Annotated in this window: 17 protein-coding genes and 1 pseudogene; 12 read left to right on the top strand and 6 right to left on the bottom strand. The window is 71.2% G+C overall.

The window, feature by feature from the left end; genetic code table 11:
• Nucleotides 1–35: 35 nt before the first annotated feature.
• Nucleotides 36–1,895 carry a BACON domain-containing protein gene (locus tag ACWCQ6_RS22000; RefSeq protein WP_451091607.1) on the bottom strand — a complete coding sequence of 620 codons (1,860 nt, stop codon included), beginning with the start codon at nt 1,893–1,895 and terminating at the stop codon, nt 36–38.
• A 239-nt stretch (nt 1,896–2,134) separates the two neighbouring features.
• Here ACWCQ6_RS22000 and radA point away from each other — a divergent pair, with 239 nt between their 5' ends.
• On the top strand, nt 2,135–3,547 hold the full coding sequence (gene radA / locus ACWCQ6_RS21995) for a DNA repair protein RadA (RefSeq protein ID WP_362451007.1): 1,413 nt from the start codon (nt 2,135–2,137) through the stop codon (nt 3,545–3,547).
• A gap of 80 nt (nt 3,548–3,627) precedes the next feature.
• Entirely contained in the window at nt 3,628–4,752 is a 1,125-nt protein-coding gene (gene disA, locus ACWCQ6_RS21990; protein ID WP_451091604.1) for a DNA integrity scanning diadenylate cyclase DisA, read from the top strand.
• Between the two features lie 80 nt (nt 4,753–4,832).
• On the opposite strand, the gene ACWCQ6_RS21985 is transcribed toward disA, so the two are convergent.
• Nucleotides 4,833–5,639 carry a hypothetical protein gene (locus tag ACWCQ6_RS21985; RefSeq protein ID WP_451091602.1) on the bottom strand — a complete coding sequence of 269 codons (807 nt, stop codon included), beginning with the start codon at nt 5,637–5,639 and terminating at the stop codon, nt 4,833–4,835.
• 171 nt (nt 5,640–5,810) lie between these two features.
• Here ACWCQ6_RS21985 and ACWCQ6_RS21980 point away from each other — a divergent pair, with 171 nt between their 5' ends.
• The 7 genes and pseudogenes from ACWCQ6_RS21980 to ACWCQ6_RS21950 form a co-directional block, all read left to right on the top strand.
• Nucleotides 5,811–6,458, top strand: coding sequence for a phosphatase PAP2 family protein (locus ACWCQ6_RS21980; protein ID WP_451091600.1), 648 nt, complete (start codon nt 5,811–5,813; stop codon nt 6,456–6,458).
• A gap of 154 nt (nt 6,459–6,612) precedes the next feature.
• The gene (locus ACWCQ6_RS21975) at nt 6,613–7,515 is read left to right on the top strand and encodes an A/G-specific adenine glycosylase (protein ID WP_451091598.1); all 903 of its coding nucleotides are present in this window, start codon (nt 6,613–6,615) and stop codon (nt 7,513–7,515) included.
• Between the two features lie 179 nt (nt 7,516–7,694).
• Entirely contained in the window at nt 7,695–8,303 is a 609-nt protein-coding gene (locus tag ACWCQ6_RS21970) for a SigE family RNA polymerase sigma factor (RefSeq protein ID WP_451091596.1), read from the top strand.
• On the top strand, nt 8,291–9,031 hold the full coding sequence (locus ACWCQ6_RS21965) for a hypothetical protein (protein ID WP_451091594.1): 741 nt from the start codon (nt 8,291–8,293) through the stop codon (nt 9,029–9,031). The genes ACWCQ6_RS21970 and ACWCQ6_RS21965 overlap by 13 nt, the downstream gene beginning before the upstream one ends.
• A gap of 7 nt (nt 9,032–9,038) precedes the next feature.
• Nucleotides 9,039–9,743 carry a two-component system response regulator CseB gene (cseB, locus tag ACWCQ6_RS21960; protein ID WP_451091635.1) on the top strand — a complete coding sequence of 235 codons (705 nt, stop codon included), beginning with the start codon at nt 9,039–9,041 and terminating at the stop codon, nt 9,741–9,743.
• Nucleotides 9,740–11,122, top strand: coding sequence for a two-component system sensor histidine kinase CseC (gene cseC / locus ACWCQ6_RS21955; protein ID WP_451091592.1), 1,383 nt, complete (start codon nt 9,740–9,742; stop codon nt 11,120–11,122). Before cseB ends, cseC begins: the two co-directional genes overlap by 4 nt.
• Nucleotides 11,123–11,219: 97 nt before the next feature.
• Nucleotides 11,220–11,456 (top strand): annotated as a pseudogene (locus tag ACWCQ6_RS21950) (TetR family transcriptional regulator); the annotation flags it as partial.
• Between the two features lie 64 nt (nt 11,457–11,520).
• Here the strand turns inward: ACWCQ6_RS21950 and ACWCQ6_RS21945 are convergent.
• The gene (locus ACWCQ6_RS21945; protein ID WP_451091590.1) at nt 11,521–12,231 is read right to left on the bottom strand and encodes a M23 family metallopeptidase; all 711 of its coding nucleotides are present in this window, start codon (nt 12,229–12,231) and stop codon (nt 11,521–11,523) included.
• Between the two features lie 455 nt (nt 12,232–12,686).
• On the opposite strand from ACWCQ6_RS21945, the gene ACWCQ6_RS21940 reads away from it, so the two are divergent.
• Together ACWCQ6_RS21940 and ACWCQ6_RS21935 are read left to right on the top strand one after the other, a co-directional pair.
• Nucleotides 12,687–13,115, top strand: a complete 429-nt coding sequence (locus ACWCQ6_RS21940) for a trypco2 family protein (protein WP_451091588.1) — start codon at nt 12,687–12,689, stop codon at nt 13,113–13,115.
• Nucleotides 13,112–16,324 (top strand): NACHT domain-containing protein, encoded by a 3,213-nt coding sequence (locus tag ACWCQ6_RS21935; protein WP_451091586.1) that lies wholly within the window; start codon nt 13,112–13,114, stop codon nt 16,322–16,324. Before ACWCQ6_RS21940 ends, ACWCQ6_RS21935 begins: the two co-directional genes overlap by 4 nt.
• Nucleotides 16,325–16,410: 86 nt before the next feature.
• Here ACWCQ6_RS21935 and ACWCQ6_RS21930 read toward each other — a convergent pair whose 3' ends face one another.
• The gene (locus ACWCQ6_RS21930) at nt 16,411–18,939 is read right to left on the bottom strand and encodes an ATP-dependent Clp protease ATP-binding subunit (RefSeq protein ID WP_189546087.1); all 2,529 of its coding nucleotides are present in this window, start codon (nt 18,937–18,939) and stop codon (nt 16,411–16,413) included.
• Between the two features lie 429 nt (nt 18,940–19,368).
• Between ACWCQ6_RS21930 and ACWCQ6_RS21925 the strand changes: the two genes are divergently transcribed.
• Nucleotides 19,369–19,974 carry an SCO3374 family protein gene (locus ACWCQ6_RS21925; protein WP_451091584.1) on the top strand — a complete coding sequence of 202 codons (606 nt, stop codon included), beginning with the start codon at nt 19,369–19,371 and terminating at the stop codon, nt 19,972–19,974.
• On the opposite strand, the gene ACWCQ6_RS21920 is transcribed toward ACWCQ6_RS21925, so the two are convergent.
• Both ACWCQ6_RS21920 and ACWCQ6_RS21915 read right to left on the bottom strand, forming a co-directional pair.
• A complete protein-coding gene (locus ACWCQ6_RS21920; RefSeq protein ID WP_072487060.1) occupies nt 19,953–20,288 on the bottom strand; it encodes a histone-like nucleoid-structuring protein Lsr2 in 336 nt (111 codons plus the stop codon). The two genes, ACWCQ6_RS21925 and ACWCQ6_RS21920, sit on opposite strands and share 22 nt — an antisense overlap.
• Nucleotides 20,289–20,445: 157 nt before the next feature.
• Nucleotides 20,446–21,003: an amino-acid N-acetyltransferase gene (locus ACWCQ6_RS21915; protein ID WP_451091582.1), complete on the bottom strand. Its 558-nt coding sequence runs from the start codon at nt 21,001–21,003 to the stop codon at nt 20,446–20,448.
• Nucleotide 21,004 lies beyond the last annotated feature (1 nt).

Raw genomic sequence — 21,004 nt, 5'->3', positions numbered from 1 at the left:
TTCGACGACAGGGGCCCGGCCGCGGCCCGCCCGCTTCAGCCCGTCGGAGTCGTGCCCGGCCCCGGGTCGGCGGGGCTCGTGGAGCCGGACGGGTCCGGTGACGGCGACGGGTGGCCGGTCGGGCCCGGGTCCGTCGGCGTGGGATCGCTCGGCCCGGGGGTCGGGTCGGTGGACGGTGAGGACGTGGGCGGCTCCGAAGGGCCGGGGGTGGCGGAGGGTTCCGCCGGGTGTCCCGGGCCGCCGGGCACGGGCGGTGTCGTCCCGTGCCCCCGGATCACCACCGCCGAACCCGACGGGGCGAGGGCGATGCGCGCGCTCCACGGGGCGGCCGGTTCCCGCCGGCGGTCCACCAGGACGTGGACCGTGACGCTCTCGCCCGCGGCGAGCGTGCCCGAGTAGCGGCTCAGCCCCACCCAGGACGCGTCCGCGCGGGCCGACCAGGCGACGGGCGCGCCGCCCGACGCGGTCAGCCGGATCAGGGTCCTGCCGCCCCGGGAGCGGGTCTCGACGGTGAGCCCGCCGACGCCGTTCCGGCCCGGACCCGTGCTGATCACCTCCGCCGAGACGTCCGGGGCGCGGCCGTCCTCGAAGCGGGCGCCGGGCTGGGGGCGGGCGTTGCCCGCGTTCTCGTAGTGGCCGTCCGAGGTGCCGCCGGGGCCGTGCCGGGCATCGCTCTCGGTGGCGGTGACCGACGAACCCTCGTGGCCCTCGCCGGTCTGCGGTGCGCCGCGGTAGGCGGTCCACAGCGCGATCACGGGGGCGGCGACGACCGTCGCCACCACCGTCGTCGTGACGACCCTGGCCCGCAGCCGGTCCCGGCGCGCGGCATGGTCCTTCGGGTCCATGGGGAAGCCCGCCCGGTCGAAGCGCGGGCCGCCGGAGCGGTTGCGCTGGGCGTGGACCATCGCGACGTACGCCGAGGGCCGGGGCGCCTCGACGACCGGCAGCGCGGCGGCCGGGGTGACCGCGGCACCGGGCCACGGGCCGTCGGCACCGGCCCGTTCGGCGGCCCGGCGGCAGCGGGGGCAGTCGTCGACGTGGCGGACGAGTTCGCGGCGCAGGACGGCGGAGAGCAGGACGCCGTGTTCGCCGGTGAGCCGGGCGACGGTGGAGCAGTTGCCGGTCTCGACGACGGCGAGGGCGGCGCGGGTGCGTTCCACCTCGCAGGCCGCGGCGGCCAGGAGCTCACGGGCGGCCGCCGGTTCGAGGCCCAGGACGGAGGCGACGGCACGTGGGGGGAGGTGGTGGCGCACGGCGAGTTCGAGCGCTTCGCGCTGCTCGGGGGTGGTGCCGGCGGCCTCGGGCCAGGCCAGCTGAGCGAGTTCACGGCGGTGCGCCTCGGCGGCGGCCTCGGTCTCGGGGGCGCGGGAGGGGCCTGCGGGGGCGCCGCCCGGCGTGAACGCGGCGGTGGCGGGGGCCTTCGCGGCGACGACAGGGGGCGTACGCCGTCCCGCGCGCGCCCCCTGGGCGGCCACGGCGCCCGGCTGCTTGCCCGGAGGCCCGCCCGCCCGCTTCGTCTCCTGCTTCGGGGAGAGCGTGCGCAGTTGCTTCCCGGCCTTGCGCCGGCGCGCCCGGCGGCCCTGCCTCTGCTCGGCGAGCTTGCGCAGGCACATCCATCTGGCCAGCGCGTACAGCCAGGATTTACGTTCCTCCTCGCCCGCCGGGCACCGGCCGTCCTGCCGTTCCGCGATCGCGAGTACACCGCCGAGCGCCTCGGTGGCGGCGTCGTGGTCGCAGAGCACGGAGAGGCAGTAGGTGAACAGGCCGTCGAGATGGGGCTCGTAACGGGCGGGTGGTCGACGCGGCGAGGGGTGCGCCGAGAGACAGGGCGCACTGCGCCGCGACCGGTGTGCGCCGGTGGTGTGTGTGGGGGGCTCCAGACCGCTGCTCGTCACCGTGCGACCGTAGGCAGCACAGGGCACACTTTTAGCGCCTCTTCAGCACTTTTAATCCTTCCGGGTGAACGTATCCCTCAAAAGGGGACAGGAATTCCCCATTCCGCCGCAAGTGCCCGCCGTTCCGCGCCGCAAGCGCCCGCCGTTCCGCCGGAGGCGCCGCACCCTCGGAGGGCGCGCGTCCCCGCAGCCGGACCGCGCCCGGCGGCGTTGTCGTACCCCACCTATACGGTTGCGCCATGGCTGCCCGTACGAAAACCGCGAAGGACCGGCCGTCCTACCGCTGCACCGAGTGCGGCTGGACGACCGCCAAGTGGCTCGGTCGCTGCCCCGAATGCCAGGCGTGGGGGACCGTCGAGGAGTTTGGCGGCGCCCCCGCCGTGCGGACCACCGCGGCCGGCCGGGTCAGTGCCGCCGCGCTCCCCATCGGCCAGGTCGACAGCCGGCAGGCCACCGCCCGGTCGACCGGCGTCGGTGAGCTGGACCGGGTGCTCGGCGGCGGTCTCGTCCCGGGCGCCGTCGTGCTCCTCGCGGGCGAGCCGGGGGTCGGCAAGTCGACGCTGCTGCTGGACGTCGCCGCCAAGGCGGCGAGCGACGACCACCGCACGCTCTACGTCACCGCCGAGGAGTCCGCGAGCCAGGTGCGGCTGCGCGCCGACCGGATCCGGGCGATCAACGACCATCTCTACCTCGCCGCCGAGACCGACCTGTCCGCGGTCCTCGGCCATCTGGACGCCGTCAAGCCCTCGCTCCTCATCCTCGACTCCGTGCAGACCGTCGCCTCGCCCGAGATCGACGGGGCGCCGGGCGGCATGGCCCAGGTCCGGGAGGTAGCCGGGGCCCTCATCCGGGCCTCCAAGGAGCGCGGCATGTCCACGCTCCTGGTCGGCCATGTCACCAAGGAGGGGGCGATCGCCGGGCCGCGGCTGCTGGAGCATCTCGTCGACGTGGTGCTGTCCTTCGAGGGCGACCGCCACGCCCGCCTGCGGCTCGTACGGGGCGTCAAGAACAGGTACGGCGCGACCGACGAGGTCGGCTGCTTCGAGCTGCACGACGAGGGCATCACCGGCCTCGCCGACCCCTCCGGCCTCTTCCTCACCCGGCGCGACGAGCCCGTGCCCGGTACCTGCCTGACCGTCACCCTGGAGGGCAAGCGGCCGCTCGTCGCCGAGGTACAGGCACTGACGGTCGATTCCCAGATCCCTTCGCCCCGGCGCACCACCTCGGGGCTGGAGACGTCCCGGGTGTCGATGATGCTCGCGGTCCTGGAGCAGCGCGGCCGGATCAGCTCGCTGGGCAAGCGCGACATCTACAGCGCGACGGTCGGCGGTGTGAAGCTCTCCGAACCCGCCGCGGACCTCGCGGTCGCGCTGGCCCTGGCCAGTGCCGCGAGCGACACCCCCCTGCCCAAGAACCTGGTGGCGATCGGCGAAGTGGGCCTCGCGGGCGAGGTCAGAAGGGTCACGGGGGTCCAGCGCAGGCTGGCCGAGGCGCACCGTCTGGGCTTCACACACGCGCTGGTCCCGACCGACCCGGGGAAGGTCCCGGCCGGTATGAAGGTCACAGAAGTCGCCAACATGGGCGATGCGCTGAGAGTCCTCCCGCGCCGGTCTCGCGCACAGGCCCCTCAGGAGGAGAGCGCACGCCGGTAGACTTTGCCCTGGTCTCGCCCGTCCGTACGAACGGTACGAGGGACGTAAGGGCACCGCAAACCTGTGACCGGAGGAGTGCAGTGGCAGCCAACGACCGGGCAGCATCGCCCGGAAAGTCCGGCCAAGGCACCGGTAACGAGGCGCTCATGCGCGCCTCGCTGAGCGCCGTGGCGCCCGGAATGGCGCTGCGGGACGGCCTGGAGCGCATCCTCCGCGGCAACACCGGCGGGCTGATCGTGCTCGGCATGGACAAGACCGTCGAGTCGATGTGCACCGGCGGATTCGTGCTGGACGTGGAGTTCACCGCGACGCGCCTGCGCGAGCTGGCCAAGCTCGACGGCGCGCTGATCCTCGACAAGGACATGACCAAGATCCTGCGCGCCGGCGTGCAGCTGGTGCCGGATGCCTCCATCCCCACCGAGGAGACCGGCACCCGTCACCGCACGGCGGACCGGGTCTCCAAGCAGTGCAATTTCCCGGTCGTCTCGGTCTCGCAGTCGATGCGCCTGATCGCGCTCTACGTGGACGGGGAGCGCCGGGTCCTGGAGGAGTCCGCCGCGATCCTCTCCCGCGCCAATCAGGCCCTCGCCACCCTGGAGCGGTACAAGCTCCGGCTGGACGAGGTCGCGGGCACGCTCTCCGCTCTGGAGATCGAGGACCTGGTGACGGTCCGGGATGTCACGGCCGTCGCCCAGCGGCTGGAGATGGTCCGCCGGATCGCGACCGAGATCGCGGAGTACGTGGTCGAGCTCGGCACCGACGGCCGGCTTCTCTCGCTCCAGCTCGACGAGTTGATCGCGGGCGTCGAGCCGGAGCGCGAGCTGGTCGTGCGCGACTATGTGCCGCAGCCGACCGCGAAGCGGTCCCGTACGGTCGCCGAGGCGCTGACCGAGCTGGACTCGCTCTCCCACACCGAGCTGCTCGAACTCCCGGTCGTGGCGCGGGCCCTGGGCTACAGCGGCTCGCCCGAGACGCTCGACTCGGCGGTCTCGCCGCGCGGCTTCCGGCTGCTGGCGAAGGTGCCGCGGCTGCCCGGGGCGATCATCGACCGGCTGGTGGAGCACTTCGGCGGTCTGCAGAAGCTGCTCGCCGCCAGCGTGGACGACCTCCAGACGGTGGACGGCGTCGGCGAGGCGCGGGCCCGCAGCGTGCGCGAGGGCCTGTCACGGCTGGCCGAGTCGTCGATCCTCGAACGGTACGTGTAGGGGCGGTTCGAAGCCGCAGCGTGGCCGGGGCCCGGGAGACCGGACCACGTCGCGTTCTGCGGTCCCGCCCCGGCGCGCGCTCAGTCCTTCGCAAGGACGAACGAGGCGCGCTGCACCGGCTCGCCCGGCGCCTTCGCCTCGACCAGATACGTACCGGGGCCCACCGCCCCCGCGGGCGGCGTCGCGCACTGCGGGGAGCTCTTCCTGCGGTCCCACTCCACGGTGTGCGCGACGGTCTCGCCCGCCGGGACCTTCAGCAGCAGGACGCCCGCGTCGCGCGGGCAGTCCTTGGAGGACCACACCTGATTGTCCTCGCCGCCGGCCTCGGTGATGGTGAGCACCGCGCTCTTCGGTCCGAGGTCGGCCTTGCAGGTGGTGGCCGAGGTGTTCTTGACGACCAGCTTGAACTCCGGCTTCTCGCCGGGGCTGTAGGTGAGCTCCGTACTCAGGCTCAGGTGCAGTGCCGCGGGAGTGCAGTCGGGGAGCGGGGAGGAAGCCGGGACCTGCTGGCCGGCCGTCCAGCCGCTGCCGTTCGCGCCGCCGGCTCCGGTGTCCGCTGCGCCGCCGGCGTCCGTACCGCCGCCGCCCGTTCCGCCTCCGGAGCCCGCGCCCGTACCGTCGCCGTCCCCGCCTGAGCCGTCCGACTCGTCGCGCCCGCCGGGCTGTTGGCTGATGGCCGGGCCCGAACCCTCGGGACCCGGGGTGATCTCGCGCGCGGGGCCGGACCCGGCGGGCCGGGAGTCGTCCTTGGTCTTCTTGTCCCCGCCCGAGGTGACGACCCATACGATCAGCAGCGCGAGCAGCGCGACGAGTGACGCCGCTACCGCCCTCCGTCGCCAGTAGATGGCGGAGGGAAGCGGACCGATCGGATTACGCAAAGATCCCACGGCCCAAACTCTACGAGAGATCGGCGCCGACTCCCGCCCCACCCGCCGCCCCGGCATCAAGTTTTGCGGATCATCATCTCGGACGGCCCGTTCCGGTCCCGCACCGCGACCGAGTCGACCACCGGGCATCGCCCGGATGAACTCCCGGTTTCATTCACTACCCTCTGTCGGATGGATAGCTCAGTTACGGCCCCGCTCTACCGGGACATCACCGACTTCGCGCATGACATGCCGTCATGGGTGCAACATCTGGCCGAGATATGGACGGAGCTCGGGCTCCTGGTCTTCGGTGTCCTGTTCATCACCGGGTGGTGGCGGGCCCGGAGCCAGGGCGACGGCGCCCTGGCGCTGGCGGTTCTCGCGCCCGTCGCGACGGCCTTCGGCTACGTGGCCAGCGAGGTGCTCAAGTCGGTGGTGGACGAGGAGCGCCCGTGCAGGTCGGTGGCCGACGCCGCGGCCTCGCTGGTGACCTGCCCGCCGCCCGGCGACTGGTCCTTCCCCAGCAACCACTCCGCGATCGCCGGCGCGGCGGCCGTCGCCCTGGCGATCGCCAGGCCCCGGCTGGCCTGGCTCACGGTGCCGCTGGCGCTGCTGATGGCCTTCTCCCGGGTCTTCGTCGGTGTGCACTATCCGCATGACGTGGCGGTCGGGCTGCTGCTCGGCGCCGCGGTCTCGGCCCTGGTCGTCGCCGTACTGCGCGGCCCGGCACAGTCGCTCGCCCGCACGGTACGCAGCAGTGGGGCGCCGGTGGCGGCCTGGGCCTCGGGGCCGGGCGCGCCCCCGGCCGGCCGCTCCCGCCGACGGGCCAGGCGGCGCTGACGGCCCCGGAGGAACGCGACCGGCCCCCTTGGGCCGGTTGCCGGACCACCGGGGCGCGGACGGGTGGCATTATCACCCCAAGGGCCCCCAGGAGGAGCGACACCACCGTACGCGGAACCATCGTCTGTCCTTCCGTGCCAGGATCGACGGTGCGATGACTGCCATGACTGCGACACAGACGCCCCCCGCCTCCCTCCACTCTCCCGTCATCGGGTGGTTCGACCAGCACGCCCGCGATCTGCCCTGGCGCCGCCCCGAAGCGGGCGCCTGGGGTGTGATGGTGAGCGAGTTCATGCTGCAGCAGACCCCCGTGAGCCGGGTCCTCCCGGTGTACGAAGAGTGGCTCGCCCGCTGGCCCCGCCCCGCCGACCTGGCCGCCGAACCGCCCGGCGAGGCGGTCCGCGCCTGGGGCCGGCTCGGCTACCCCCGCCGGGCTCTCCGCCTGCACGGGGCCGCGCAGGCCATAACGGAACGACACGGCGGCGACGTACCGAGCGAGCACGCCCAGCTGCTCGCCCTGCCCGGGATCGGCGAGTACACCGCGGCGGCCGTGGCCTCGTTCGCGTACGGACAGCGGCATGCCGTGCTCGACACCAACGTCCGCCGGGTGTTCGCCCGCGCCGCGACCGGGATCCAGTACCCGCCGAACGCGACCACCGCCGCCGAGCGCAAGCTCGCCCGCGCGCTGCTCCCCGACGAGGACGAGCGGGCGGCCCGCTGGGCCGCCGCGACGATGGAGCTCGGAGCCCTCGTCTGCACCGCGAAGAACGAGGACTGCGACCGCTGCCCGATCGCCGGACAGTGCGCCTGGCGACTGGCCGGGAAGCCCGCCCACCAGGGGCCCCCGCGGCGCGGTCAGACCTATGCCGGCACGGACCGGCAGGTGCGCGGCCGGCTGCTCGCCGTGTTGCGCGAGGCGACGACGCCGGTGCCGCAGTCGGCGCTGGACGCGGTGTGGGACGAGCCGGTGCAACGAGCCCGCGCACTGGACGGCCTGGTCGCCGACGGCCTGGTCGAACCGCTGGCCGGCGGCCAGTACCGGCTGCCGCTGAGCTGAGCTCCGTACCACCGGCGCCGCTCCCCCGCTGTTACACAACCGATGGACAGCCGTGCGTCGGCGTATGGCTGCTCCGCACAACCCCGTGACAACAGCTCCGTAGCGTCTTCTCCGTCAGCCGGACCGAACGATGGCTGACGGCGGAACCACGGGGATCCACGGGGACGGAGGCGGTTGGAATGGCGCACGGCGAGGTGCTCGCATTCGAGGACTACGTACGCACTCGGCACGACGCGCTGCTGCGCAGCGCGCGGCGGCTGGTCCCCGACCCCGTGGACGCGCAGGACCTGCTCCAGACCGCGCTGGCCCGTACGTACGGCCGCTGGGACGGCATCGCCGACAAGTCCCTGGCCGATGCCTATCTGCGCCGCGTCATGATCAACACCCGTACCGAGTGGTGGCGGGCCCGGAAGCTGGACGAGGTCCCCACCGAGCAGCTGCCCGACGCGAGCGTCGAGGACGGCACCGAGCAGCGCGCCGACCGCGCCCTGCTGATGGATGTGCTGGGCGTACTGGCTCCCAAGCAGCGCAGCGTCGTCGTGCTGCGACACTGGGAGCAGATGAGCACGGAGGAGACGGCTGCGGCGCTCGGTATGTCGGCCGGTACGGTGAAGAGCACGCTGCACCGTGCACTGGCACGGCTGCGCCAGGAGCTGGAGAGCCGTGAGGCGGTGAGCAGCGAGGCCCGGCTCCGTGAGGAGCAGGACCTGGCGGTCGGCCGCGCTCCGGTGCGGGCGCGGATGGGCAGGCATACGGACGAACGGGGGCGGGAGCGTTGCGCGGCCTGACAGCCAGCGACGGCGACGGCGGGGACCGTGGCGGTGGCAGAAGAAGGGACGGTGGCCGTGCGGCCACCGTCGGACGTGGCCGGGTCCTGACCGGCTGGGCGGCGAGCGCCACGACCCTGGTCGGCCTCGCCGCCTTCGGGCTGCTCGCCGTCGGCTGCTCGACCGGTGGTACCGGCACCCGCGACGAGGGCCCGGCCGGCACCCAGCCCGTGGCCCAGGTCACGCCCAGCGACGGGCCGTCCTCCTCCGCGAAGCCCGCCGCGCGGATCGATCCCGTGACGCTGCTCAAGCGCGACCCCAAGGTCAGCGAGCGGGTCAGAACGGATCTGAAGCCCTGCACCGGCTCCGAGTACCCGGTGGACACCTCCTACGGCGCCATGACCGGCGGGCCCTCGCCCGATGTGGTGGTGAACGTGATGACCTGCGGCGACTCGGTGGGCGTCGGCACCTATGTGTACCGCCCGCGGACCAACGGCACGTACGCGAACGTGTTCACCGTCGAGCAGCCCGCGGTCTACGGCACCATCGACCGCGGTGATCTGGTGGTGACGACCCAGGTGTACGAGAAGAGGGACTCGGTCGCGTACCCCTCCGGCGAGGAAGTGATCACCTACCGCTGGGCGGGCAACCGGTTCAACGAGCACGACCGGGTGCACAACGACTTCAACCGAGCCGTCGGCAGCGGCGGAGCGACTCTTCCGGGAGCCGCCGAACCGGCGGGGAGCTGAGAGCAGTCTGATGGCCGAGACCCACGTCCTGTTCGTCGAGGACGACGACGTCATCCGCGAGGCCACCCAGTTGGCGCTGGAGCGCGCCGGCTTCGTGGTCACCGCGATGCCCGACGGCATGTCGGGCCTCGACGCCTTCCGGGCCGACCGCCCCGACATCGCCCTGCTCGACGTGATGGTGCCGGGGCTCGACGGAGTCAGCCTCTGCCGTCATATCCGCGACGAGTCGACGGTGCCCGTGATCATGCTGTCGGCCCGCGCGGACTCGATCGATGTGGTGCTCGGCCTGGAGGCCGGCGCGGACGACTACGTCACCAAGCCCTTCGACGGGGCGGTCCTGGTCGCCCGGATCCGCGCCGTGCTGCGCCGCTTCGGCCACGCCTCGGGCAGGCAGGGCAGCGGGGAGCCGGAGCCACAGCCCGTCGACGGGGTGCTGGTCTTCGGCGATCTGGAGGTCGACACCGAGGGCATGGCGGTCCACCGCGGCGGCGAGCGGGTGGCGCTGACCCCGACCGAGATGCGGCTGCTGCTGGAGTTCTCCGCGGCGCCCGGCACGGTGCTCTCCCGCGACAAGCTCCTGGAGCGGGTCTGGGAATACGGATGGGGCGGTGACACCCGGGTCGTGGATGTCCATGTGCAGCGACTGCGCACCAAGATCGGCCAGGAACGGATCGAGACGGTCCGCGGCTTCGGCTACAAACTCACGCCGTGAAGCGGCCGGCCCTGCGGACCGGAGTCCGCTGGAAGATCAGCATCGCGATCGCGGCGGTCGGCGCGCTGACCGCGGTCGCGCTCAGCTTCGTCGTCCACAACGCGGCCCGGGTCTCGATGCTGGAGAACGCCCGCGAGGTCCAGCTGGAGCGGCTGACGCACGCACAGCTGCTGTACGAGGCGACGAAGACGAAGAAGGCCGACCCCCGGTTCGGCGCCAAGCTCAACGACCCGACCATGCCGCGCAGCCTGCGCGCGGAGACCTCCAGGAACCGGCGCGCCACCCATGTCGAGGTGACCAGCAAGGGGGTGCCCGATGTGTGGGCGGCCGTGCCGGTCGGCCATGGCGACGTGCTCTCGCTGCACACCCGGTTCGCGGGCCGCAACTCCACGATCATGCGCGATCTCGACCGGGCGCTGATCATCGGCTCGGTCTCGGTGGTGTTCGGCGGCTGTGCGCTGGGCGTGCTGATCGGCGGGCAGCTGTCGCGCCGGCTGCGCAAGGCGGCGGCCGCGGCGGGCCGGGTCGCACAGGGCAATACGGATGTACGGGTCGGGGAGGCCGTGGGCGGTGTCGTCCGGGACGAGACCGATGAGCTGGCCGGTGCGGTGGACGCGCTGACGGACGCGTTGAACGCGCGGATCGAGGCGGAGCGGCGGGTCACCGCGGACATCGCGCACGAGCTGCGTACGCCGGTGACCGGTCTGCTGACGGCGGCCGAGCTGCTGCCGCCCGGCCGCCCCACCGAGCTGGTACGGGACCGGGCGCAGGCGATGCGCACGCTCGTCGAGGACGTGCTGGAGGTGGCCCGGCTGGACAGTGCGTCGGAGCGGGCCGAGCTCCAGGAGATCGCGCTGGGGGAGTTCGTCAGCCGACGGGTCGCGCTGCTGGACCCGGACGTGCGGGTGCGGGTGGTGCACGAGTCCTGGGTCAACACCGATCCGCGCCGGCTGGAGCGCATCCTCGGCAATCTGCTGGGCAACGCCGCCAAGCACGGCGCGACCCCGGTGGAGGTCACGGTCGAGGGCCGGGTGGTCCGGATCCGCGATCACGGTGCCGGGTTCCCGGCGGCGCTGCTGCGCGAGGGGCCGAGCCGCTTCCGTACCGGAAGCAGTGACCGGGCCGGGCGCGGGCACGGTCTCGGGCTGACGATCGCGGCCGGTCAGGCGCGGGTTCTCGGGGCCCGGCTGACCTTCCGCAACGCGGCGCCGGACGGGGCGGCGCCGGGCACGGGCGGGGCGATCGCGGTGTTGTGGCTGCCCGAGCACGCGCCGACGAACACCGGCAGCTTCCCGATGCTCCAGGTGTCCGAGCCGCGTGGCCCGGACAGCGACGAGGCACAGGGCGCGAAGGCCGGCCGCAAAGGCTCCGGCAGCTGAACCGGAGCGGCAGGTTGATGTAGAAGCTCCAACGCCGGCCGAGGTGGTCGGTGATGGTGCCGCCGACCAGCGGTCCGCCGATCATGGCGATGGCCATGACACCGGCCTCGGGGTGACCATCAAGGAGCGCGTCGTAGCCCTGGTCGATCTGCTCCAGGAACCCGGCGCCTCACCGGCCGACCATGTGCGCTGCTCCACCGCGCTCTTCGCGACGCACGCGGGCATGTTCGCCCTCAAGGACCTCGAAGGCGACCCCGAGGAGAAGCGCAAGGCCGTCCTCGAAGTCGCCTTCGAACTGGTCACCCGGGCACACGGCCAGGAGTCCGCGCAGTAGTGGAGCCGTCCCGGCCGGATCGGACCCCGTCGGCTCGGACCCGGTCGGATCGGTCACGGCCGGATCAGACGTGCACGCCCTTGTTGTTCAGGAAGCTGACCGGGTTGACCGCGGAGCCGTAGTCGGCGGTGTGCCGGATCTCGAAGTGCAGGTGCGGGCCGCTGGAGTTGCCGGTGTTGCCGGAGAGCGCGATCTTCTCGCCCGTCTCCACGGCCTCGCCGATCCGCACATCGATCTCCGACAGGTGGGCGTACTGCGAGTACGTACCGTTGGCGTGCTTGATCACGACAGCGTTGCCGTACGCGGGACCGTCGCCGCCGCCGTTGGGGCCGGCCTTCACGACGACGCCGGAGTGCGCGGCCTCGACCTTGGTGCCGATCGGCACGGCGAAGTCCTGGCCGGAGTGCTTGTGGGCCCAGCGGCTGCCGTCGTTGCCGAAGCTCGCGCTCAGCTCGTAGCGGCTCACCGGGGTCTCCCAGCCGTGGGCTTTCTTCAGCGCGGCCTTCTTCGCCGCGGCCGCCTTCTTGCTCGCCGCCGCCTTCTCGGCCGCGGCCTTCTCGGCGGCCTTGCCCTGTGCGGCCGCCTGCTGGGCGACCGATTCGGCCGTGCCGTTGTCGATCAGGGGCATGGAATTCGGGGCACCCGCCGAGTCGGCCGCGAACGCAGCACCCGCACCGAGAACCATCGACGCCCCCAGGCCGGCTGCCACGACGGCGCCACGGACACGGGACACGGACGGGCGGCGGGAGCGCTGGAACGAAACGCGCTTCGACATAAGCGGAGAACCTCCGAAGACGACTGGACCCGGCGCTCCGGCCGGGCTGGCCGTTCCTTGGTAACCCGCACTCCACCTATTGCCCAAACACCTCATCTACGAACAAAAGCCGTATCCGACACCCCGGGAATTCACAGCCGCAGGTTTGAAACGAGCCACGCCCGAACCCATCGAAACTCTGGTTCCGGACGGGTTTGACCCCAGCTCCAAACTGCTCGAAACGGATATATCCCAGCGATTCGGCCCTCTGCCCCTCCTGCTCCGAAAGCCCCGTCCACCGCAGGGCCGAAGACCCCCGCAGCGATCACGACGCCCTCTCCTACCGTTCCTAGTAGGCCCAGAACGGGCTGTGCGCCTTGTCACCACCGGTGGGCCCGAAGGCTGTCCGTTTCGGGACCTTCGACCTGCCCTTAGGCTGGCGCAACGACCGCCAGCTCGACCCGGGGGAACAGGCCATGGCCAGCGACACCACAGACACCGGCGACATGGACGGCATCGAGCTCGCCGATGCCGTCGAATCGATCCGCAACCAGCTCGTCGAAGCCGCCGGCCGCGCCACCGGCCGCCCCGTGGCCTTCGAGGTCGGTGACATCCAGATGGAGTTCACCCTCGAACTCCGCAAGGAGGTCAAGGGCGGCGGCAAGGTCAAGGCCTGGGTGGTCGAGGCGGGCACCGACGCCTCCCGCGCGACCAGCCGCACGCACAAGGTCGCCTTCACACTGAAACCGCGCGACGCCGCGACCGGAGGGCCGTGGCAGATCGGCCACGGAGACCAGGGCAGCACCGCGCACTTCGGCCAGAGGGGCCAGGGCAGCGCCACACACACCGGCCACGGAAACCAAGGCAGCGCCACACACACCGGCCACGGGGCGGCGCAGCCGTGAGCACCGCGCCGCCCACCGCACCCGCGGCGCGTACGGTCGTCGTCCTGGGCGCCGGAACCGTCCAGGGCAGCGGCGCCCTGCTCACCGACCGTCTCGTGCTGACCTGCGCCCATGTGGTCAGGGGCGGCAGCCGGGCCACCGTCGCCCACCCCGGGCGGGCGGACCACGCGACGGCGACGGTCGCCTGGATCGACCACGACCTCGACGCCGCCCTCCTGCTGACCACCGACCCGGTCCTCCCCGTCTCTCCGGTGCGGCTCGGCGTCCTCCACACCGGGCAGGCGGTCTCCGGCTGCGAGATCACCGGCTTCCCCGACATCCAGCGGTACGGCCCCGAGCGGCATCTGGAGGCCGACCAGTACACGGCCACCGCCCTGCCGATGGCCGGACACCTGCGCGGACTCCTGGTCTGCGAGCTGGACGGCCCGCCGCCTGCGGAAAGCGACTCGGAGCCCCCGTCACTGCGCGGCATGTCCGGCGGCCCGGTCTTCGCCGGTAACGTCCTCATCGGCATCGCCCGGCAGATCCCCCGGCAGCGCGGCGGCCGGCGCGTGGAGTGCGTACCGCTCACCCCGCTCGTCGCCTCCCGGCCGTTCGAGCTCGTCTACCGGCAGACCGGCACGGCACTGCGCCACGAGCGGGTCCACGGCCGCTTTCCCCAAGACGCGCGGTACGAGGAGGAGTACGCGACGGCACTCGGGGCCGCGTACCGCCGTACGAAGATCTTCGGCCTCGACGAGCTGGGCCGACGCGACTCCGAATGGGATCTGGACACCGCGTACCTGAGCCTGGAGGCCCAGCAGAACGCCGGGGAAGCAGGTCCACCGCCGCAGCGGATCGACACACTGCTCCCCGACCGCCCCCGGGTCCTGCTGCGCGGCGACGCGGGCGCCGGCAAGACCACGCTGCTGTGGTGGCTGGCCGCCCACGCCTCGGCCGGCACGCTGGGCCCGCAGCTGGCCCCGCTCAACGGCCTGGTCCCGTTCGTCGTACCGCTGCGCACCCTGCGCGCCCAGGGCGGCACCTTCCCCGCCCCCGCGCAGTTGCCCGACGCGGCCCGGCTGGTGATCGACGCGGCCCCCGAGGGCTGGGTCGGCCGGGTGCTGGAGTCCGGCCGGGCGCTGCTGCTGGTCGACGGGCTGGACGAGGTCCCGCGCGACGACCGCGAGCAGGCCCATGAGTGGCTGTCCCGCCTCCTGGACCGGTACCCGGACATCCGCTGCGTGGCCACGGTGCGCCCGCTGGCCGTCGAGCCGGGCTGGCTGAGGTCCCAGGACTTCGAGGAGCTGCGGCTGCTGCCGATGCGGGACGGGGACATCGAGGCCTTCGTCGCCGCCTGGCACCGGGCTGCCCGGCTGGACGACGACGACCACGAGACGCTCGGCGCGCTGGAAAGGGACCTGATCCAGCAGTTCGCCCAGAACCGGACCCTGCGCAATCTGGCCCGTACGCCGCTGCTCTGCGCGGTGATCTGCGCCCTGCACCGCCGCCGCCAGGGCATCCTGCCGGAGACCCGCTGGAGCCTGTACGACTCGGCGCTCACCATGCTGCTCGGCGACCGCGACAAGCAGCGCAGGATCGAGGCCCCCGAGGGCATCACAATGAGCGTGGAGGAGCAGGCCCAGCTGCTCCAGCGCATCGCGATCTGGCTGGTGCGGGGCGGCCAGTCGGAGCTCCACCGCTCGGCGGCACTGCGCCAGCTGGAACGCGCCCTGCCGGGCATGGAACGGCTGCGCGCCCAGGGCTCGGCCGAGGAGATCCTGACCCATCTGCTGAACCGCAGCGGCGTCCTCCAGGAACGTACCGACGACGTCTACCAGTTCGCCCACCGCACCTTCCAGGACTTCCTCGCCGCGAAGGAGTTCATCGAGGGCGACCAGCTGAACGAGCTCCTCGGCCGGGCGGGCACACAGAACTGGTACGACGTCATCCGACTGTCGGCCGGCCACTGCGGGCGCCGCGAACACCCCGTACTGGTCAATGGACTGCTGGATGCGCAGCCCGGCCCCGGCGACACCGTCACCCGCAACGAGATCGTCGTCCTGGCCGCGCTCTGCACACAGCACGCGACCTGGCTGGACGAGACGACACGGGACAGGGTCCGCTCGGCCGTCGGGGCGCTGTTCCCACCGAGGAACGACAAGGACGTACGGCTGCTCACCCACCTCGGTCCGGCCGCTCTGGAGTTCCTGCCCGACCCGGCCCACGCGCCCACCAAGGAGCAGGCCCGCCCCTGCGTCGACCTGATCAACGAGATCGGCGGGGCGGAGGCCGTACCGCACGCCCGCCGCTGGGCACTCGCACACCCTGAGCTCAGCTTCCTGTTCAGGGTGGACTGGGACAGGTACCCGGTGGAGAAGTACGCCCGGCAGGTCCTCGCCCAGCTGGATCACCACACCCTGAACATCGACTCCCCGGAGAAGCTGGCAGCGCTGCGCCACCTGCCGGCCGCCGCGGACCTGCAGATCATCGGGTGCTTCGGCTCGGCCGAACTCCATGCCGCTCTGCGCGGCAGACCCTGGAACGATCTGATCTTCCGGCGGAACCCCTGCATCACGGATCTCTCGTTCCTGGCGGACTGCTCCGAGAAGCTCAGGTCCCTGTCCTTGGACGGCTGTCCGGCTGTACGGGACCTCGGCCCGCTCACCGGACTCCAAGCGCTGAAGATGGTCGTTCTGGACATGACGCATGTCCCCGACAGTGCGCTGGCAGCCACGGCTTCGAAGGAACTGGCCTGCCTGATGCTCAACCGCCTGACGGCCGAACGTCTGACCCAGCTGCCCGCCCACCCCGGGCTGCGCTCACTGGCCATCGGCGGAACGGCCCTGGAGATCGACTCGCTCGACGGCTGGACGCGCCTGCAGGAACTCGACCTGAACGCTCGCACGTCGGTCGGGCCGCTGCTCGCCGCCCTCCGGCGGGCGCCGTGGGTGTCCCACCTCTCGCTGACCCTGACGTCCCTGACGGAGTTCGGCGGCGAGCAGCCCGTTCCTTCCGTCAGGAATCTGGTGCTCCGCCCCGAAGCCGACATGCTCGGGCTCGAAGGCATCCCCCGGGTCTTCCCCGCACTGAGGTGGGTGATGCTCACCCCGCCCGTGCATGTCAGACACATCGATCTTTCCCCGTTGCAGGCAATGCCCGAGTGCCGGGTGGCCGTCACCGGCCATGCGGCGATCACGGGCGGCGAAGGCCTCGACGTAAGCCGCTGACCGCACGCCGAAAGGGGCTGCCCCGGACCGTTTCGCACGGTTCCGGGGCAGCCCCTTCTACTTCTGTTCAGGCGCTCGGGGCGTCCTCACACATCCTTCGACATGTTCGGGCCCGCGCCGCCTGCCGCCTGCTCGATCGGGGGGACGTCGGGCAGCGCCGACTTCTCCTCGCCGCGGAAGGTGAAGGTCTTCTCCTCCCCCTCGCCCTCGGTGCCGACGACCACGATGTGACCGGGGCGCAGCTCACCGAAGAGGATCTTCTCGGAGAGGACGTCCTCGATCTCACGCTGGATCGTCCGGCGCAGCGGCCGGGCGCCCATCACGGGGTCGTAGCCCTTCTTGGCGAGGAGCGTCTTGGCGTCCGCGCTGAGCTCGATGCCCATGTCGCGGTCCTTCAGACGCTCGTCCACCTTGGCGATCATCAGGTCGACGATCTGGATGATGTCTTCCTGGCTGAGCTGGTGGAAGACGACCGTGTCGTCGACACGGTTGAGGAACTCGGGCCGGAAGTGCTGCTTGAGCTCCTCGTTGACCTTGTTCTTCATCCGCTCGTAGCCGGTCTTGACGTCGCCCTGGGCGGCGAAGCCCAGGTTGAAGCCCTTGGAGATGTCCCGGGTCCCGAGGTTGGTCGTCATGATGATGACCGTGTTCTTGAAGTCCACTACCCGGCCCTGGGAGTCGGTCAGGCGACCGTCCTCCAGAATCTGGAGCAGGGAATTGAAGATATCGGGGTGGGCCTTCTCGACCTCGTCGAAGAGGACGACGGAGAACGGCTTGCGGCGCACCTTCTCGGTGAGCTGGCCGCCCTCTTCGTAACCCACGTAACCGGGGGGAGAACCGAAGAGGCGGGAAACCGTGTGCTTCTCGCTGAACTCCGACATGTCGAGGGAAATCAGCGCGTCCTCGTCGCCGAAGAGGAATTCGGCGAGCGTCTTGGAGAGCTCCGTCTTACCGACACCGGACGGGCCGGCAAAGATGAACGAGCCACCGGGGCGCTTCGGGTCCTTCAGACCGGCTCGCGTACGGCGGATCGCCTGCGAAAGGGCCTTGATGGCGTCCTTCTGCCCGATGACGCGCTTGTGGAGCTCGTCCTCCATGCGCAGCAGGCGGGAGGACTCCTCCTCCGTCAGCTTGAAGACCGGAATGCCGGTCGCGGTGGCCAGGACCTCGGCGATCAGCTCGCCGTCGACCTCGGCCACGACGTCCATGTCGCCGGCCTTCCACTCCTTCTCGCGCTTGGTCTTCGCGGCGAGGAGCTGCTTCTCCTTGTCGCGGAGGGAAGCCGCCTTCTCGAAGTCCTGGGAGTCGATGGCCGACTCCTTGTCGCGGCGGACGCCCGCGATCTTCTCGTCGAACTCGCGGAGGTCCGGCGGCGCGGTCATCCGGCGGATGCGCATCCGGGAACCGGCCTCGTCGATCAGGTCGATCGCCTTGTCCGGCAGGAAGCGGTCCGAGATGTACCGGTCGGCCAGCGTCGCGGCCTGGACCAGCGCCTCGTCCGTGATGGAGACGCGGTGGTGGGCCTCGTAGCGGTCGCGCAGACCCTTGAGGATCTCGATGGTGTGCGGCAGCGAGGGCTCGGCGACCTGGATGGGCTGGAAGCGGCGCTCAAGCGCGGCGTCCTTCTCCAGGTGCTTGCGGTACTCGTCGAGCGTGGTGGCACCGATGGTCTGCAGCTCGCCGCGGGCCAGCATCGGCTTGAGGATGCTGGCGGCGTCGATCGCGCCCTCGGCGGCACCCGCACCCACCAGGGTGTGGAGCTCGTCGATGAACAGGATGATGTCGCCGCGGGTGCGGATCTCCTTGAGGACCTTCTTCAGGCGCTCCTCGAAGTCACCGCGGTAGCGGGAGCCGGCGACCAGCGCGCCGAGGTCCAGGGTGTAGAGGTGCTTGTCCTTGAGGGTCTCGGGCACCTCGCCCTTGACGATGGCCTGCGCCAGTCCCTCGACGACCGCCGTCTTGCCGACGCCGGGCTCGCCGATGAGAACCGGGTTGTTCTTGGTGCGGCGGGACAGCACCTGCATGACCCGCTCGATCTCCTTCTCGCGCCCGATGACCGGGTCGAGCTTGGATTCGCGGGCCGCCTGGGTGAGATTCCGGCCGAACTGGTCGAGCACCAGGGACGTGGAGGGCGTGCCTTCCGCGGGGCCGCCCGCGGTCGCCGCCTCCTTGCTGCCCGAGTACCCGGAGAGCAGCTGGATGACCTGCTGCCGCACCCGGTTCAGGTCGGCGCCCAGCTTCACGAGGACCTGGGCGGCGACACCCTCGCCCTCGCGGATCAGGCCGAGCAGGATGTGCTCGGTGCCGATGTAGTTGTGGCCGAGCTGAAGGGCCTCGCGGAGCGAGAGCTCCAGGACCTTCTTGGCCCGGGGCGTGAAGGGGATGTGCCCGGACGGGGCCTGCTGGCCCTGGCCGATGATCTCCTCCACCTGCTGGCGGACCGCCTCGAGCGAAATCCCGAGGCTCTCCAGGGCCTTAGCGGCGACACCCTCACCCTCGTGGATAAGGCCCAGGAGGATGTGCTCGGTGCCGATGTAGTTGTGGTTGAGCATCCGGGCTTCTTCCTGAGCCAGGACGACAACCCGCCGCGCGCGGTCGGTGAACCTCTCGAACATCGTTAATCGCTCCTCAGAGCGGTCAGGCAGTAAGGGGTCGGTCCCCTCCCTGTCCTTCCGCAGCTTAGTCCCGCAAGCGGGGACCGCTCATTCCAACTGCCGACACCGTCCTTGGCCTCCTGCCCCGAACGCTGACAACTTCTCCAACCCGATGGTGCGAGACGATGTTCCCGCATAGCCAGGCAGATACCCCTTTCGCCAGTACGCCGATGGCGAACGTGAGATGCCCGAACCTGCGTGTCGCCCCTCCCCACTGGGGATGTCTTACCCGCAATTACAGACAGTCCATGCGGCGCGCGCCGGTTCCCTCCGCTACGGGCGAACACATTCGTGCTCCCGAGCGCGCCCCTTCACCCCACCCAGGACACACGGTGCAACCAGGTGGGCACTCTGCGTAACCCTGCGGGTGTCCGGCCCGTTCTTCCGGGCATGGCCATCACCTTCCCGCCTCCCGCGCCCTCGGTCACCGGTGAGCACAAGAGCAGCGACTGTGCCCGGTGGGCGCAGTGGTACGAACGCGAGCTCGGCTGGGCGACGGCGGGCACCGCGCCGGTGCGCCTGCTGACCGGGGTGCGGTTCGACGTGCTCCAGGTCCCCGCGGCCGCCGGTCACGCGGCGCTGCGGCAGCTGGACCGCACCGGGCCCGTGGCGCTGTCGGGCGCGCGGATGAACCTGCTGGTCGCGGTGGGGAGTGCCGAAGAGCTGCCCGGACTGCTCGACTGGCTGGAGTGGGGAGGCATCACCCTCTCCCTGACCGCCATCGGCGCGGGCGGCCGGATCACCGCGCCGGTGCCGCCCGGGCGGACGGCGGGCCGGCCGGGGGCCGCCGCATGGCTGCGGCCCCCCGGGCCACGGCACGAGGAAGGGGTGGAACTCCCGGCCCTCGCCGGCCTCGGGAGCAGGGGTGGGGGTGCTCCCGATCTCGTACGGCTGTTGGACACGGTGGCGACGGAATGCCACCGGGCCCGATTGATGCGTGCCCGAACAGGACTGTCGGTGGATGGGCCGACAGCTCAGCCGTTGGCCTTCTCGTAAGCTTCGCGGATCTCCGCGGGAACACGGCCGCGGTCATTCACATTGTGGCCGTTCTCGCGGGCCCACTTACGGATCTCGGCGGTGTCCTTGTTGCCACCCGTAACGGCGCGGCCCTTGCCACGGCCGGACGCCGCGCGGCCACCCGTGCGCCGACCACCCTTGGTGTACGGCTCAAGAAGACCACGGAGCTTGTCCGCGTTGCTCGTCGTGAGGTCAATCTCGTACGTCTTGCCATCGAGAGCGAACGTGACCGTCTCGTCCGCCTCGCCGCCGTCGAGGTCATCGACAAGAAGGACCTGAACCTTCTGTGCCACTGGATTCCCTTTCATCGAAAATGCAGTACGCGGAAAGGAAACCGCTTTTCCCCGGAAAACACAAACCCTCGGGAGAGGTTCAGGATCACGGGAAGACGGGAAACATGCGCGATTCGGACATAGGGTTCCGGCTTCTTGTGACGGTCGCAGATGGCGGTCACAGATGCAGAAGCATCCGGCTGTTGCCCAAGGTGTTCGGCTTCACTCGTTCGAGGCCCAGGAACTCCGCTACACCCTCGTCATAGGAACGCAGCAGCTCACTGTAGACATCTCCGTCGACCGGTGTCTCTCCGATCTCCACGAAGCCGTGCTTCGCGAAGAAGTCCACTTCGAAGGTGAGACAGAAAACCCGCTGCACGCCCAGCCAGCGGGCGGTCTGCAACAACTTGTCCAGCACTTGATGACCGACTCCGGCACCCCTGATGCTGTGGTCGACGGCGAGAGTACGCACTTCGGCGAGGTCTTCCCACATCACGTGCAGTGCGCCGCAGCCGATGACCCGGGCATCCTCGTCGCGTTCCGCGATCCAGAACTCCTGGATGTCCTCGTAAAGCGTCACGGTCGCTTTGTCGAGCAGGATGCCTTCACGTACGTACCCGTCGAGGAGACGGCGGACCGACGCCACATCACTGGTCCTGGCACGTCGGACTGTGATGGCCGTGTTTATGGCCGGCGGTTCGGTACGGGAATCGGCGTACGGAAGCTCTGAGGACATA

It is taken from the genome of Streptomyces sp. NPDC001880 (assembly GCF_053594575.1).
The sequence above is the reverse complement of the archived record's forward strand: the minus strand, read 5'-3'. Positions and strand labels throughout refer to the sequence as shown.

Bases quoted from the DNA above. Each gene is read 5' to 3' on its own strand.
- radA (WP_362451007.1), top strand. From the start codon at position 2,135: ATGGCTGCCCGTACGAAAACCGCGAAGGACCGGCCGTCCTACCGCTGC.
- ACWCQ6_RS21980 (WP_451091600.1), top strand. From the start codon at position 5,811: ATGGATAGCTCAGTTACGGCCCCGCTCTACCGGGACATCACCGACTTC.
- ACWCQ6_RS21975 (WP_451091598.1), top strand. From the start codon at position 6,613: ATGACTGCCATGACTGCGACACAGACGCCCCCCGCCTCCCTCCACTCT.
- ACWCQ6_RS21970 (WP_451091596.1), top strand. From the start codon at position 7,695: ATGGCGCACGGCGAGGTGCTCGCATTCGAGGACTACGTACGCACTCGG.
- ACWCQ6_RS21945 (WP_451091590.1), bottom strand. From the start codon at position 12,231: ATGTCGAAGCGCGTTTCGTTCCAGCGCTCCCGCCGCCCGTCCGTGTCC.
- ACWCQ6_RS21940 (WP_451091588.1), top strand. From the start codon at position 12,687: ATGGCCAGCGACACCACAGACACCGGCGACATGGACGGCATCGAGCTC.
- ACWCQ6_RS21930 (WP_189546087.1), bottom strand. From the start codon at position 18,939: ATGTTCGAGAGGTTCACCGACCGCGCGCGGCGGGTTGTCGTCCTGGCT.
- ACWCQ6_RS21925 (WP_451091584.1), top strand. From the start codon at position 19,369: ATGGCCATCACCTTCCCGCCTCCCGCGCCCTCGGTCACCGGTGAGCAC.
- ACWCQ6_RS21915 (WP_451091582.1), bottom strand. From the start codon at position 21,003: ATGTCCTCAGAGCTTCCGTACGCCGATTCCCGTACCGAACCGCCGGCC.